At 67.2% G+C, this 13945-nt stretch carries 13 protein-coding genes and 1 pseudogene; 6 read left to right on the forward strand and 8 right to left on the reverse strand.

Translation table 11 applies throughout. The features are described 5' to 3' along the window. Positions 1–78: 78 nt before the first annotated feature. Positions 79–207: pseudogene (locus tag AC1PLS_RS04320) on the forward strand (DUF6607 family protein); the annotation flags it as partial. 374 nt (positions 208–581) lie between these two features. Here the strand turns inward: AC1PLS_RS04320 and AC1PLS_RS04325 are convergent. The 7 genes from AC1PLS_RS04325 to AC1PLS_RS04355 form a co-directional block, all read right to left on the reverse strand. Continuing rightward, positions 582–935 carry a DMT family protein gene (locus AC1PLS_RS04325; RefSeq protein WP_024938302.1) on the reverse strand — a complete coding sequence of 118 codons (354 nt, stop codon included), beginning with the start codon at positions 933–935 and terminating at the stop codon, positions 582–584. 186 nt (positions 936–1121) lie between these two features. Beyond that, positions 1122–2006 carry an ABC transporter permease gene (locus AC1PLS_RS04330; protein WP_104624405.1) on the reverse strand — a complete coding sequence of 295 codons (885 nt, stop codon included), beginning with the start codon at positions 2004–2006 and terminating at the stop codon, positions 1122–1124. Beyond that, positions 2003–2842 (reverse strand): ABC transporter ATP-binding protein, encoded by an 840-nt coding sequence (locus AC1PLS_RS04335; protein ID WP_065032036.1) that lies wholly within the window; start codon positions 2840–2842, stop codon positions 2003–2005. Before AC1PLS_RS04335 ends, AC1PLS_RS04330 begins: the two co-directional genes overlap by 4 nt. Before the next feature lie 3 nt (positions 2843–2845). After that, complete coding sequence (locus tag AC1PLS_RS04340; RefSeq protein WP_184432054.1) at positions 2846–3892, reverse strand: ABC transporter substrate-binding protein; 1047 nt, start codon at positions 3890–3892, stop codon at positions 2846–2848. Positions 3893–3977: 85 nt separating this feature from the next. Next, the gene (locus AC1PLS_RS04345; RefSeq protein WP_184432052.1) at positions 3978–4895 is read right to left on the reverse strand and encodes a TauD/TfdA dioxygenase family protein; all 918 of its coding nucleotides are present in this window, start codon (positions 4893–4895) and stop codon (positions 3978–3980) included. Positions 4896–5089: 194 nt separating this feature from the next. Beyond that, positions 5090–7573, reverse strand: a complete 2484-nt coding sequence (locus AC1PLS_RS04350) for an ABC transporter permease (RefSeq protein WP_184432050.1) — start codon at positions 7571–7573, stop codon at positions 5090–5092. Next, on the reverse strand, positions 7570–8169 hold the full coding sequence (locus AC1PLS_RS04355) for an ATP-binding cassette domain-containing protein (protein ID WP_184432048.1): 600 nt from the start codon (positions 8167–8169) through the stop codon (positions 7570–7572). The genes AC1PLS_RS04350 and AC1PLS_RS04355 overlap by 4 nt, the downstream gene beginning before the upstream one ends. Positions 8170–8278: 109 nt before the next feature. Between AC1PLS_RS04355 and AC1PLS_RS04360 the strand changes: the two genes are divergently transcribed. The 3 genes from AC1PLS_RS04360 to AC1PLS_RS04370 all read left to right on the forward strand — a co-directional run bounded on the left by AC1PLS_RS04360 (position 8279) and on the right by AC1PLS_RS04370 (position 11181). Further along, on the forward strand, positions 8279–8947 hold the full coding sequence (locus AC1PLS_RS04360) for an arylesterase (RefSeq protein ID WP_181106135.1): 669 nt from the start codon (positions 8279–8281) through the stop codon (positions 8945–8947). Positions 8948–9051: 104 nt separating this feature from the next. Next, positions 9052–9765, forward strand: a complete 714-nt coding sequence (locus tag AC1PLS_RS04365) for a response regulator transcription factor (RefSeq protein WP_002811889.1) — start codon at positions 9052–9054, stop codon at positions 9763–9765. Between the two features lie 144 nt (positions 9766–9909). After that, positions 9910–11181 carry a sensor histidine kinase gene (locus tag AC1PLS_RS04370; protein ID WP_065032031.1) on the forward strand — a complete coding sequence of 424 codons (1272 nt, stop codon included), beginning with the start codon at positions 9910–9912 and terminating at the stop codon, positions 11179–11181. A gap of 235 nt (positions 11182–11416) precedes the next feature. Here AC1PLS_RS04370 and AC1PLS_RS04375 read toward each other — a convergent pair whose 3' ends face one another. After that, positions 11417–12118: an SGNH/GDSL hydrolase family protein gene (locus AC1PLS_RS04375; protein WP_184432046.1), complete on the reverse strand. Its 702-nt coding sequence runs from the start codon at positions 12116–12118 to the stop codon at positions 11417–11419. 318 nt (positions 12119–12436) lie between these two features. Here AC1PLS_RS04375 and AC1PLS_RS04380 point away from each other — a divergent pair, with 318 nt between their 5' ends. Together AC1PLS_RS04380 and AC1PLS_RS04385 are read left to right on the forward strand one after the other, a co-directional pair. Then, positions 12437–12817: a diacylglycerol kinase gene (locus AC1PLS_RS04380; protein WP_104608404.1), complete on the forward strand. Its 381-nt coding sequence runs from the start codon at positions 12437–12439 to the stop codon at positions 12815–12817. A gap of 263 nt (positions 12818–13080) precedes the next feature. After that, the gene (locus tag AC1PLS_RS04385) at positions 13081–13713 is read left to right on the forward strand and encodes a LemA family protein (RefSeq protein WP_046346231.1); all 633 of its coding nucleotides are present in this window, start codon (positions 13081–13083) and stop codon (positions 13711–13713) included. The last annotated feature ends 232 nt before the right edge of the window (positions 13714–13945 follow it).

The raw sequence follows: 13945 nt of genomic DNA on the forward strand, positions 1-13945 counted from the left end.
GCATGCCCGAGAAGGCCCATCGCGCCGCAGGACGCTTCTGCGAGGTCGCGCCCTGGTGCGCTCCTACGAGCGAGACGGCGGGGCGCCCAGAGCGATGGGGCCAAGGTGCGCACGCGCTGGGCCAGGTTGCTCGATACGCCCCCCGGCCTGCATCTGAAAACCAAACCGGACGCGGTGTTCGCGCAGTGGGTCGAACCGGCGAACTAAGCACCCGCATGCCGTAGGAGCGCACCCGGGCGCGACGTGGCATTCCCGAGAACGCCCATCGCGCCGCAGGACGCTCTTGCGAGGTCGCGCCCGGGTGCGCTCCTACGAGCGAGACGGCGGGGCGCCCAGAGCGATGGGGCCAAGGCGCGCACGCGCTGGGCCAGGCTGCTCGATACGCCCCCCCGGCCTGCATCCGAAAACCAAGCAGGACGCGGTATTCGCGCAGTGGGTCGAACCGGCGAATTAGCCACCCGCATGCCGTAGGAGCGCACCCGGGCGCGACGTGGCATTCCCGAGAAGGCCCACCGCGCCGCAGGACGCTCCTGCGAGGTCGCGCCCGGGTGCGCTCCTACCGGCGAGACGGCGCTTGGTCGTTATTCCTTGAACATCAGGAATGCCGCGACCAGGATCAAGCCGAATGCGGCCCAGTGATTCCACTTCAACGACTGGCCCAGGTAGAAGGTCGAGAAGCCGGCGAACACCAGCAGCGTGATCACTTCCTGCATGCCCTTGAGCTGCGGCGCCGAGTACACCGCGCTGCCCAGGCGGTTGCCCGGTACCTGCAGGCAGTATTCGAAGAACGCGATGCCCCAGCTGACCAGGATCGCGATCATCAGCGGCGTGCTCTTGTACTTCAGATGCCCGTACCAGGCAAAGGTCATGAACACGTTGCTGGCGATCAGCAACAGCACCGGATACAGATAGGCAGTGAAGGGGGCGGTAGGCATGACGGCAGACGGCAGGTAAGGGGCCGGCAGCATAAGCCAGCCCCGTTAAGCGCACGCGACCGTGCCGATGAGCCCGGCACGCGGGCTCAGGGCGTTGGTGGCCGGCGCAACACGTTCATCTGCAGCGTGGCCAGGCAAAACGCCTGGCCACGCATCGCTGCGCTCGCAGCGCCTGCGGTCATCCCGCTAGCGCTGCATGCCCCAGCGGCGCACGGTCAGCCGCTCGATGGCCTGGAACACCACGCCCTCCACCAGCAGCCCCAGCACGATCACCATCGCCAGGCCGGCGAACACGCGATCGGTATACAGCTCGTTGCGGTTCTGGAAGATGTACCAGCCCAGGCCGCCCTGGCCGGAGGTGGCGCCGAACACCAGCTCGGCGGCGATCAGGGTGCGCCAGGCGAAGGCCCAGCCGATCTTCAACCCGGACAGGATCGCCGGCAGCGCGGCGGGAATCAGCAGCTGCGCCACGTAGCGCGGCCCACGCAATCCGTAATTGCGCCCGGCCATGCGCAGCGTTTCCGGCACGGCCTGGAAACCGGCGTAGGTGGTCAGCGCCAGCGGCCACAGCACCGAATGCACCAGCACGAACACCAGGCTGCCGGTGCCCAGGCCGAACCACAGCAAGGCCAGCGGCAGCAGCGCGATCGCCGGCAGCGGATTGAACATGGCGGTCAGCGTGCCGAGCACGTCGCGGCCCCAGCGCGTGGAAGCGGCCAGCGCGGTCAGCACGAAGGCCAGCACCACGCCGAGCGCGTAGCCCTGCGCCAGCACGCGTAGCGAAGCGCCCACGCGGCGCAGCAACTCGCCCGACAGTAGCCCTTCGTAGAACGCGCGCGCGGTCTGCAGCGCGCTGGGCAGCATCAGATCGTCGCCGACCACGCGTGCGGCGATCTCCCACACCGCGACCAGCACCACCAGCACCAGCGCCTTGCGCAGCCACGGCGGTGCCTGCCAGCGCGTCGGCGCGGCGGCTGCAACCAATGCCGGGTCCAGCGGCTGCAGGGCAACTTCGTACTCAGCCCGCACCGGTGGCAGTGGCGGCAGCGCGGTGGCGTTGCTGCGGCTCATGGCAGCGCCTCGCGTTGGCGCTCGGCCGGGCGACGCAGCGGCGCCACCTTGGCATCATCCAGGGCATCGTCGGGCAGGTCGAACAGCAGCCGATGGATGCGCTGCGCGGTCTGCTGGAACGCCACGCTGCCGGCGCTGTGCGGGCCGAACGCATGCGCGTTGAGCTCGGCGCGCACCTGGCCCGGATGCGGCGACAACAGCAGCACGCGATTGCCCACCACCAGCGCTTCCTCGATCGAATGGGTGACGAACAACAAGGTGAAGCGCGATTGCTCCCACAGCTCCAGCACCTGCTCCTGCATGCGCGAACGCGTCAACGCATCGAGTGCGGCGAACGGCTCGTCCATCAGCAACACGCGTGGGCGCATCGCCAGCGCGCGTGCAATCGCTACGCGTTGCTTCATGCCGCCGGACAAGGTGTGCGGGTAGGCCTGGGCAAACGCGCTCAGCCCGACCTGCGCCAGGCTGTCGTCGGCACGTTCGCGCGCCTCGGCGCGCGACAGCTTGCGGGCTGCGCGCAGGCCGAACACCACGTTCTCGCGCACCGTCTTCCAGGGCGCCAACTGGTCGAATTCCTGGAACACCACGACCCGGTCCGGCCCCGGCCCGGTGACCGCGTTGCCATCCAGACGGATCTGCCCCTCGCGTGGGGTGACGAAGCCGGCCACCGCCTTGAGCAGGGTGGATTTACCGCAACCCGAAGGCCCCAGCAGCACGAAGCGATCGGCTTCATGCACATCGAAACGCACGCGATGGGTGGCGCGCACCACGCGTTGCGCCGAGGCGTATTCCAGGCTGACGTGATCGACCTGCAGCAATGGTGTGGACGGACTCATCGCTCAGCTCCCGCCCGCAATCAGCGGATCGTCGAAGAAGTAGTCGCCCAGCTTGCCCGGGGTCTGCTTGATCGCGCCACTGTGCTGCATGAACTTGCCCAGCCCCAGCGTGTTCTGCGGCACCACGGTGAACTGCACTTTCGGGTCTTTGAGGATCTGCAGCACCAGCGCACGATCGATGCTCGAGCCATTGCGACGCAGGAAGATATCCGCTGCCTGCTCCGGATGCGCGGTGACGAAGCGCGCGGCCTGATCCAGCGCCGCGACGAAGGCGCGATAGGTCTTGGGATTGTCGCGGCGGAATTTCTCGGTGGCATACAGCACGGTGGCCGAGGAGGGGCCGCCCTCGATCTCGTAGGAACTGGTCACGATGTGCGCGGCCGGGTTGCGCGCCAGTTCCTGCTCCTGGAATGGCGGGCTGGCGAAATGCGCGGTGATCTCGGTGCGGCCACGGATGATCGCGGCGGCCGCGTCCGGGTGCGGCAAGGCGACCTGCAGCGGATCCAGCTGGTGGGTGCCCTTGTCGCCCCAGCGTTGCTGGGAGGCATGCTGCAGGAAACGCGACTGCACCGACACGCCGGTGGCCGGCACCGCGATGCGGTCCTGCGGGGTGAAATCGCCGATGCTCTTGATGCGCGGATTGTTGCTGATCAGGTAGTACGGGAAGTTGCCCAGCGACGCCACGCCGCGCACGTTCTGGCGGCCATGCGTGCGGTCCCAAATGGTGAACAACGGCCCGACACCGGCACCGGCGATATCGATCGAACCGGTCAGCAAGGCATCGTTGACGGCCGCGCCACCGGATAACTGCAGGAACTGCACGTCGATGTCCACGCCGGCCGCCTTGCCCTGCTGCTCGATCAGCTTCTGATGCTGCGCCACGTCCAGCAACAGATAGACGATGCCGAACTGTTTGGCGATGCGCAGCTTTCCTTCGGCCTGCGCATGCGCGCTGTGCAGCAACGGCAATGCGGCCAGGAGCAGCAGCGTGACACGTCGGGAAAAACGTCGGCGCTGAGGACCTGCGTGAGAGGTGACGGTCAAACGCATGCGGCGCTCCAGTCGAGGGGGGAGGAAGAAGGCGCGTTTCCCAGCGCATTACGTGTTGCGAAACGCGCGCGAGGCAGCACCTTGGCTAGAACGGCGCATCGCCTTCGATGGTGGTGCGGTTAAGCCGGCGACGCAGATGATCGGGCGTGCCGGCGGCCAGATGCATGACCGAGCGGTTGTCCCAGAACACCATGTCGTGCGGCTGCCAGCGATGCCGATACACCAGCGCATCGCCGGTGCTGTGTGCGAACAGGGCCTGCAGCAGTGCAGCACTTTCGTCGTCGGGCAAGCCGACGATGCGGGTGGTGAAATGCTCGCTGACAAACAGCGCTTTCTGGCCGGTTTCCGGATGGGTGCGCACGATTGGATGCTGCACCGGCTTCACTTCGGCAATCTGCTCCGGCGTCAGCGCCGGGCGCCACGGATTGCGCGCGCGCAGTTCTTCGTACTTGGCCAGATAGCTGTGCTCGGCACGCAGGTCCTGCACCGCGTGCTTGAGCGCGTCGGGCAGGGTCTGCCAGGCCAGGTGCTGGTTGGCGAACAAGGTGTCGCCGCCTTCGCTGGGCAATTCCTGCGCATGCAACAGCGAGCCCAGGCTGGGGGTGTCCTTGTACGACAGGTCCGAGTGCCAGTAGTGGCCGGCATCACCCAGGCCGATCGGCTCGCCGTTCTCCTTGATGTTGGACACCACCAGCACTTCCGGATGTCCGCGCAACTGGAAGTTGCGCAGCACATGGATCTGCAACGGGCCGAAGCGACGGCTGAAAGCCACCTGCTGCGCCGGCGTGATGCGTTGCTCGCGGAACACCAGCACGTGGTAGTCCAGATGCGCCTGATGGATGCGCGCGAAGGTGTCTGCATCCAGTGGCTGTGACAGATCCAGGCCGATCACTTCGGCGCCCAGCGGGGCGTCGAACGGCACGATCCGGACGCTGGAAGAGTGCTGTGGGGAAACCGCATCGCGCGGCGGCTGCGCACGCGCAGCGGAAGTGATGCTGGCCATGACGGTGGCACCTCGACGGCAACGGATGGCCGCCTGGGCCGGCGGCCGGACACACCACTGTAGGCAGTCCGGTCGCCGCTGCGAACGTACGATTGGCAAGGTGCTTATGCGCTGCCGGTATATGCAGCGGTGTGACGGAACGCGAACGGGCGACGCCTGCGCGCCGCCTGTCCGCGGGTTCAACCGACCCGGCCTTAGTCGGTCCGCAGTGCCAACGCCGGCGGCGTGGACAGAATGCGTCGCGTGCCCGACCAGCCGGCCAGCAGGCTCAGCGCAAGGCCAAACGCGCCGCCGAGCAGCAGGCGCGGCCAGTCCGGCGTCAATGCGATCTCGAACGCCTTTTGCCCGACCACCGCACCGATCACCGCGGCGGCGGTCACCGCCAGCGTCGCCGCCAGCAGGCCGAGCGCGCCGAACTCCACCAGCACCGCACCACGCAACTGGCCGCGACGCGCGCCCAGCGTGCGCAGCACCGCACTGTCATAGCGACGCTCGCCGGCGGTGGCCTGCAAGGCCGCCAACAGCACCAGCACGCCGGCCAGCAGGCTGAAGCCCATCACCAGTTGCACCGCCTGCGCCACCTGGTCGATCACCTCGCGTACGCGGCCGAGGATCGCATCGATGTCCAGCACCGAAATGTTGGGGTAGTCGCGGCTCAGCGACGCCAGCTTGGGTGCGTTGCCGGGCGGCAGGTGGAAGCTGGAAATCAGGTTGTACGGCGCATCGCCGACCGAGCCCTGGTTGAGCAGCAGGAAGAAATTGACCCGGAACGAGTCCCAGTCGGCCTTGCGGATGCTGGTGACGGTGAAGCTGCGCTGCTGCTCGCCCAGCAGCAGGGTGATGCGGTCGCCCAGTTTGAGCTGATACCGCTGCGCCCAGCCTTCTTCCACCGAGGCCTCCGGCGCGGTGCTGTCGGCCGCCCAGAACTTGCCTTCCAGCAAGGTGTTTGCCGGCGGAAATGCATGCCGCCAGGAGAAATTGACCGGCCGGTTGTCGCCGTCGCCATCGTCGGCCGGATCGCGGTCGCCGCGCAGTGGCGGCTTGTCGTTGATCGCCACTAGGCGCCCGGTCGAAAACGGCTCCACGGCCGCATCCTGCACACCCAGGCCGCGCAGCGTCTGCAGCACCGGTTCGGTCTGCTCGGGCTGGATATTCATCAGGAAATAGTTGGGCGTGTCCGCCGGCAGCCGATCGCGCCATTGCCCCAGCAGGCCGGGGCCGACCACCGCCAGCAATAGCAGCGCGCACAACGACAGCGACAGCCCGACTAGCTGCACCACGCTCAGCCCGCGGCGCCGCGTCAGCGAGGCCAGGCCCAGCTTCCAGGCGCCGCGCAGGCGGTGCTGGATCGGCCGCAGCAAGGCCAGCAGGCCCAGTCCCAGCGCCATCGCCACCAGCGCCAATGCGGCCAGGCCACCCAGCACCCAGCCGGCCAGCACCAGGTTGCCGGTCGCGTATACGGTCAGCGCCAACGTGGCCGCCAATGCCGCGGCGTAGACCAGCAAGGAACTCGGCGGCACCGCGGCAAAGCTGCGGTTGAGCACGCGCATTGGCGGCACGTTGCGCAGCCGCAGCAGCGGCGGCAGGCCGAAGCCCAGCAACAGCACCAGGCCGATGCCTGCACCGGCCAGGGCAGGGGTGGCTTGCGGCAACGGCAGCCGGTTCGGGATCAGGCTGCCCAGCGCCTGCACCAGGCCTTCCTGCGCGAGCATGCCTAAGCCGATACCGACCAGGCAGGCAGGGATCGCGGTCAACAGCAATTGCAGCGACAGCATCGCCAGGATGTCGCGCTGGCGTGCGCCCAGGCAGCGCAACACCGCCACGGTGTCGATACGCCGCATCGCAAAGCGGTTGGCTGCCAAGGCAGTGGCCACACCGGACAACAGCACCGCCAGCAACGCCGACAGGGCCAGGAAACGGCCCGCGCGATCGAACGCCGCACGCATGCCGCGCTGGGTGTCCTCGATGCCGACCAGGCGGTATTCGCTGGCGCGCGGTTTCAGCCACGCACGCAAGTCGGTGATGGCATCGGGCGCGCCGGAGAACATCAGCCGGTACGAGGCGCGGCTGCCCGGGCCGAGCAGGCCGGCACCATCAATATCGGCGCGATTGACCAGCAGCGGCGGCGACAGCTGCATCAGCTCGCCGGAGGCATCCGGTTCGGCACGCAACACGCCGGTGATGGTGAGATGGCCGGCGCCGAATTCCAGCTGTTCGCCCACGCGCAGGCCCAGGGCCTCCAGCAGGCGGGGATCGGCATAGGCCTGGCCCGGCGGTGGTGCGCCCGCCGGCTTGCCCTGCATGCCGGCACTGTCCGTGGACACCAGCAATTGCCCACGCAATGGGTAGCCCGCGCCGACCCCGCGGATATTGGCCATCTGGCTGGCGTCGCCATGGAACAGCACGCTGGGGAAGCTGACCATGCGCGTGCTCTGCAAGCCACGCCGCTGCGCTTCCGCGGCGAAGTCGGCCGGAATCTCCTGGCGGCCGGTCACGCCGAGATCGCCACCGAGTACTTCGGCCGCGCTGGAGGTCAACGCCAGGGTCACCCGATCGACCAGCGTGCCGACGGCCGTCATCACCGCCACGCCCAGCACCAGCGCGGCGAACACGGTCAGCAGGTCGCCGGCCAGGAATTCGCGGCGCACCGCGCGCGCGGCTTGGCGCAGCACGTTCATGCGGCCGAACCGGGCTGGGCGTGCAGGCGGCCGCTGTCGATGCGGTAGATGTGGTTGCAGCGCTGTGCCAGCGTCATGTCGTGGGTCACCAGCACCAGCGTGGTGTCGCTGGTGGCATTGAGCGCAAACAGCAGGTCGCTGATCTGCGCGCCTGTGGCCTGGTCCAGGCTGCCGGTGGGCTCGTCGGCAAACAGGATGCGCGGCTTGGCCACGAAGGCGCGTGCCAGCGCCACACGTTGCTGCTCGCCGCCGGACAGCTGGCGCGGGTAGTGCCGCGCGCGCGCGCTCAGCCCCACCGCCTCCAGCACCTCGCGCACCCGCGCCGAATCCTCGCGCCCCGCCAGTTCCAGCGGCAGCGCGATGTTTTCTTCGGCGGTGAGTGCCGGCAGCAGGTGGAAGCTCTGGAACACGAAGCCCACCTCGCGCGCGCGCAAGGCGGCGCGCGCCTCTTCGTCCAACTGGCCCAGCTCCTGGCCGGAGAGCGCGATGCTGCCGCGGCTGGGCAGGTCCAGCCCGGCCAGCAGGCCGAGCAGGGTGGTCTTGCCCGAGCCGGACGCGCCGACGATGGCGATACTGTCGCCTTCACTGACCGTCAAGCTGATGTTGTCGAGGATGTGGAGTGTTCCCTCCGGTCCGCTGACGGACTTGCCGACCTCGCGGACGTCGATGGCGGTGCGGGTGCTGGAGCGGGGGGCCAGACTGTCGATGAGGAATCTCCGAATGCGTGAAAGAACACTGCGATATGGCGCGCTGGTCCTGTGGCTGCTGACACTGTCCCTGCTTGCGCCGGGAATTGCCTCTGCCAAAAGTCCGGTGGCGACCGCACCGATCCTGGTGGTCGGCGACAGCCTGAGCGCTGCGCACAACATCCCGGTGCAGTCCGGCTGGGTCACCTTGCTGGACCAACGCCTCAAGCGTGACATGGCGACGCCACCGGCGGTCGTCAATGCCAGCATCAGCGGCGAAACCACCTCCGGTGCGCTGACGCGGCTGCCCGGCCTGCTGCAGAAGCACCGCCCCGGCGTGGTGGTGATCGAACTCGGCGGCAACGATGCGCTGCGCGGCCTGACCCCGGCCCAGCTCAAGGGCAACCTGGAAAAGATGATTCAGCTCAGCCAGCAGGCCGGGGCGAAGGTGTTGCTGCTGGGCATCGATGTGCCGCCAAACTACGGTCCCGCCTACCGCGAGCGCCTGAAGGCGAGCTACGCCGACCTGTCCAGGCAGTACAAGACCGCATTGGTGCCGTTTTTCCTGGAAAAGGTCGCGCTGCAGCCAGGCCTGATGCAGGCGGACGGCCTGCATCCCACTGCCGCTGCCCAGCCCAGGGTGCTGGAAACGGTGTGGCCGGCGCTGCGTCCGTTGCTCGGGCGCTGACAACCGGCGGCCACCGCGCGCCGTCACAAAACGTTAGTTGGTCTTCACGCCCTTTCCACTGCCGATCCGGCATGTTTCACAAAGCTGAAGACCGAGGAAAGTCCATGCGTCAGACCAAGGAAACGTCCGGCCTCGTGCTGGTCGTCGAAGACAACCGCAATATCTCTGAAATGATCGGCGAGTACCTGGAAGGCCGTGGCTTCGAGGTCGACTATGCGCAGGACGGACTCGACGGCTACCGTCTGGCCGCCGAGAACAGCTACGACGTGGTCGTGCTGGATCTCATGCTGCCACGTCTGGACGGCATCGAAGTGTGTCGCCGCCTGCGTAACGACGCACGCAAGTCCACCCCGGTACTGATGCTGACCGCCCGCGACACGCTGGACGACAAGCTCACCGGCCTGGGTTTCGGTGCCGACGACTACCTGACCAAGCCGTTTGCGATCCAGGAACTGGAAGCGCGCCTGCGTGCCCTGATCCGCCGCGAGCGCCGCCAGGTCGGCTCGGAAGTGCTCAAGGTCGCCGACCTGGTGCTCGATCCGGTCAGCATGCGCGCCACCCGCGCCGGCACCGAGCTGCAGCTCTCGCCGATCGGCCTGCGCCTGCTCACCATCCTGATGCGCGAGTCGCCGCGGGTGGTCACCCGCCAGGAAATCGAGCGCGAGATCTGGGGCAACGGGTTGCCGGATTCGGACACCCTGCGCAGCCATCTGTACAACCTGCGCAAGATCATCGACAAGCCGTTCGACCGTCCGTTGCTGCACACCGTGCAGAGCGCCGGCTATCGCATCGCCGACATCGCCCAGCCGATGGCCTGATGTCACCGGCCGGCCGCCGTTCTGGCGGCCGGTCACCTCCTCTAGGCGCCCACGCGCCTGTCGCTTCCGCGTGCTGCCGTCTGGCTGCACGACGGGCTTACGGAAGCGTTGCCTATAATCCGGCGCTCTCCCCTGGATGCAGCAATGCCGCACGGGCTTCCACGAAAAATACGTCTCGCCTTCCTGCTGCAGGTCGCCCTGGCGAGCCTGGCGATCGTGCTGGGCGGCTATCTGCTGTCCTTCGTGATCAAGTACAGCCTGGTGCGCACCGTGCTTGCCGACGAGGCAGTGCATTTCTGGCGCTTGCACAAGAGCGCGCCGAGCAATCCGCCGCCGAATACACGCAACATCCAGGGCTATTTTTCGCCCGCCGGCCAGGGCCGCGATCCTGCGCCCGCGGCGTTGCGGCAGTTGTCGCCGGGCTTCAGCGAAGTGGCAGCCGCCGACGCCCTGGTGTATGTCGACCAACGCCCGGAAGGGCGCTTGTACCTGGTGTTCCCACGCTCGCGCGCGGCGCACCTGACACTCTGGTTCGGGGTGGTGCCGGCGATGCTGGTGCTGCTGGCGATCTATGGCGTGTTCTGGGTGACCTACCGGATTTCCAAGCGGCTGGTCTCGCCGATCAGCTGGCTGGCGCGGCGCGTGTCGCAGTGGGATCCTCGCAATCCCGATGTCGACGAACTGGCGCCGGAGCGGTTGCCTGCCGATCTGCAGGGTGAGACGCGGCAATTGGCCGCCGCGCTGCATGCGTTGGGGCAGAGGGTCAGCGATCATGTCGCACGCGAGCGCAATTTCACCCGCGATGCCAGCCATGAGCTGCGCACACCGTTGACGGTGATCCGGGTGGCCAGCGACATGGCGCTGGCCGACGACGAACTGTCGCAGCGCACCCAGCGCAGCCTGCGCCGGATCCAGCGTGCCGGCCGCGACATGGAAGCGGTGATCGACGCCTTCCTGATCCTGGCGCGCGAGGCCGAGATCGACCCGCAAAGCGAAACCTTCGATGCCGCCGAACTGGCCAGCGAGGAAGTCGACAGCGCCCGCGAACTGCTGGGCGACAAGCCGGTGTCCCTGACGATGGTCGGCGACCGCAGCCTGCAGATGTTCGCCCCGCCGCGGGTGATGCGTGTGGTGCTCAGCAACCTGCTGCGCAATGCCTGCGCCTACACCGACACCGGCAGCATCGAAGTGGAAGTCACCCAGGACCGCATCATCGTGCGCGATACCGGCATCGGCATGAGCGAGGAAGCGCGCGCGCGCGCCTTCGAGCCGTTCTTCCGCGCCGATCCCACCCGCCCGCAGGGTACCGGCCTGGGCCTGTCGATCGTGCGCCGGCTGTGCGACCGCTTCGGCTGGCGGATCGAGCTGCATAGCGAGTCCGGTGTCGGCACCTCGGTTGCGGTGGTGGTGGCCTGAGGTAGTAGTGGCGTTAGCGACATGCGGGACGCCTGGAATCGTCTGCTGACGAGGCCGGCGCGCTGCATGCGCCTGGGGCGCCGTTTGCGGTTGCGATGATGGTGTTTTCGACTGCGCTGCATTGATCCCGCGCGTCGTGGCGATCCACCGCAGACGCCAGCTGCATCTGCGGGATCGCTTGCCGCAATTGATCGACCGATCTGGCAAGCGCCTCGCCAGATCGATCCGCAGGGCGCTACTTCTGCTCCAACACCGGGGTCACCGCCTTGCGCCAGATGGCGTAGCCATCGGCGGTCATATGCAGCATGTCCTGGCGAAACAGCTCGGCGCGCGGTTTGCCGTCTGTGTCGAGCATCGGCGTGTAGACGTCCACGTAGTCCACGTGCGGCAGCGGCGCGAGTGCGTCCTTGATCAGGCGGTTGGCAGTGACGATCGAAGGCAGCAGATGCGCGCGCGACGGGCTGGGTTTGATCGACAGATAGCTGATGCGCGCGGTGGGCAGATCACGGCGGATGCGCTGCACGAATGCCAGCACGTCATCGCGCACCTGCTGCGGCGTGCGGCCGCTGTTGAGATCGTTGTCGCCGGCATACAGCACCACCTGGCGCGGCGCATACGGGATCACGATGCGGTCGGCGTACCAGGTGCTGTCGCGCACCTCCGAACCGCCGAAGCCGCGATTGATCACCGGCATGCCGGGGAAATCCTGGGCCAGCGTGTCCCAGAAACGGATCGACGAACTGCCGACGAAGACGATGCCGTGCTTGGGCGGCGGTTGTTGCGCATCGCTGTCGGAAAAGCGCCGCATGTCCTCTTCCCAGGCGGCGTTGGACACCTGCGCCGGTATCTGTGGCGCGGTGTGCGGGGCGGCGGCGTGGACGTGGCCGGACAACAAGGCAAGCGCGCACAGCAGCGTGCGCAAGGGATGTTTGGTCATGCGAAAGAACCTGCGACAGTGAAGCGGACCACCATGGTGCGACAGGCTGGAAGCCGAGGGCAAACCGGCGGGCGTCCAGCGCCTGCCACGGGTTGCTCGCAGAGCCTGCCGCCGGGCCTGCACCGGCAATGTGGAAAAGATTGCGCCATGCGGCAGCATCTGACGGCCTTGCAGGCCCAACGCCAGCTGTTGCGGCACCTAGTCACGCCCTGGCGGCGCGCTGCACGACGGTGCAAGATTCGCACTTTCCCCAGCAGTGACCACGCCATGCGTTCGAGCCGTCCCCAGATATGCCCTTGCGGCCGGAAGCACTGACGCATGGCCGATCAACTGGGACACGTGCCGCGCGGTCCGCGCCGCATGCTCAAGGCAGCGGTCTGGTCATGGCAGGGCCTGCGCGCGGCATGGCTGCACGAATCCTCGTTTCGGCTGGAGGTATGCCTGGCGGTAGTGCTACTGCCGCTGGGGCTGTGGCTTGGCCAGTCCGGCCTGGAACGCATTGCGCTGATCGCGCCGTTGCTGATCGTGCTGGCCGCCGAACTGCTGAACTCGGCCATCGAGGCGGTGATCGAACGTTACGGCCCCGAGCACCACGTGCTGGCCGGCCGTGCCAAGGACATGGGCTCGGCGGCGGTGTTCCTGCTGCTGATCAATGTGCTGCTGTGCTGGGGACTGATCCTGCTGCCGCGCTTGTTCTAAAGAGTGTGGGCTGCGCGACGCGCAGCCGCCAGTCGGCTTCTGTAGGCGACTGGATTGGCAGGTGCATGGAGACCTTCGTTGCGATGGGGCGCACCGGATCGCGCCAGCTGACGTATCAACCTGTCACGCGGCATGCAGCGACTGCTTCTGCCGATGGCCGGGCGTCATCATGCCTGGCCGAATCGCCTGCCAGGCGCACGCGTGCATGCCGGCTTGACTCGCCGCGTGGCATGCTGCGGCTCTCTTTCAACGGAATCGCCTGCATGCCCGTCCTGATTCGCGCCCTGGTGTTGCTGATCCTGACCGTCTCGCTGTCCGGTTGCGGCTACAACGCGATCCAGCAGAAGGAAGAAGGCGTCAAGGCAGGTTGGTCGGAGGTGCTGAATCAATATCAGCGTCGCGCCGACCTGATTCCCAATCTGGTGCGCACCGTGCAGGGCTATGCCCAGCAGGAGCGCCAGGTGCTGACCGAGGTGACCAATGCGCGCTCGCGGGTCGGGCAGATCCAGGTGAATGCCGACGACGAAGCCTCGCTCAAGCAGTTCCAGCAGGCGCAGGGCGAACTCGGCAGCGCACTGTCGCGCCTGTTGGTGGTCAGCGAAAACTATCCGCAGCTGAAATCCGACCAGTCGTTCCGCGATCTGCAGGTGCAGCTGGAAGGCACCGAAAACCGCATCACCGTGGCGCGCGGTCGCTACATCCAGACGGTGCAGGAGTACAACACCTACATCCGTTCGTTTCCGCAGGTGATCACCGCCAAGATCTTCGGCTACCAACCCAAGCCCAATTTCAGCGTGGAAAACGAGGCGCAGATTTCGCGCGCACCGCAGGTGGATTTCGGTAATCAGCAGGCGCCGCAGCAGCAGCCCGCGCAGCAACCGCAGCCCGCGCAGTAAACACATGCAATTTGCGCAGTACCAAATACTGCGCAATATGCCGCACGGCATGTCGAGGCAATCGTTAGGTTTGCGATGGCAACCCATCGATCGTCAGTTGGATCAATGCCAACTTTCAGGAGCGGCACATCAAGCCTCTCTGCCTTGGGGGCGATAAGGCACGGCTTGCGCGCCGCTGGCGCACGTGCCTTGGAGCGGCCACGCTGCTAACGAGGGCTGGGGCGCGGTGCGG

This window comes from Xanthomonas sp. NCPPB 3218 (assembly GCF_056725185.1).

Coding starts and splice junctions, on each gene's coding strand:
- AC1PLS_RS04385 (WP_046346231.1), top strand. CDS start 13,081: ATGCCCGTCCTGATTCGCGCCCTGGTGTTGCTGATCCTGACCGTCTCG.
- AC1PLS_RS04330 (WP_104624405.1), bottom strand. CDS start 2,006: ATGAGCCGCAGCAACGCCACCGCGCTGCCGCCACTGCCACCGGTGCGG.
- AC1PLS_RS04380 (WP_104608404.1), top strand. CDS start 12,437: ATGGCCGATCAACTGGGACACGTGCCGCGCGGTCCGCGCCGCATGCTC.
- AC1PLS_RS04370 (WP_065032031.1), top strand. CDS start 9,910: ATGCCGCACGGGCTTCCACGAAAAATACGTCTCGCCTTCCTGCTGCAG.
- AC1PLS_RS04360 (WP_181106135.1), top strand. CDS start 8,279: ATGAGGAATCTCCGAATGCGTGAAAGAACACTGCGATATGGCGCGCTG.
- AC1PLS_RS04340 (WP_184432054.1), bottom strand. CDS start 3,892: ATGCGTTTGACCGTCACCTCTCACGCAGGTCCTCAGCGCCGACGTTTT.
- AC1PLS_RS04350 (WP_184432050.1), bottom strand. CDS start 7,573: ATGAACGTGCTGCGCCAAGCCGCGCGCGCGGTGCGCCGCGAATTCCTG.
- AC1PLS_RS04335 (WP_065032036.1), bottom strand. CDS start 2,842: ATGAGTCCGTCCACACCATTGCTGCAGGTCGATCACGTCAGCCTGGAA.
- AC1PLS_RS04365 (WP_002811889.1), top strand. CDS start 9,052: ATGCGTCAGACCAAGGAAACGTCCGGCCTCGTGCTGGTCGTCGAAGAC.
- AC1PLS_RS04325 (WP_024938302.1), bottom strand. CDS start 935: ATGCCTACCGCCCCCTTCACTGCCTATCTGTATCCGGTGCTGTTGCTG.
- AC1PLS_RS04375 (WP_184432046.1), bottom strand. CDS start 12,118: ATGACCAAACATCCCTTGCGCACGCTGCTGTGCGCGCTTGCCTTGTTG.
- AC1PLS_RS04345 (WP_184432052.1), bottom strand. CDS start 4,895: ATGGCCAGCATCACTTCCGCTGCGCGTGCGCAGCCGCCGCGCGATGCG.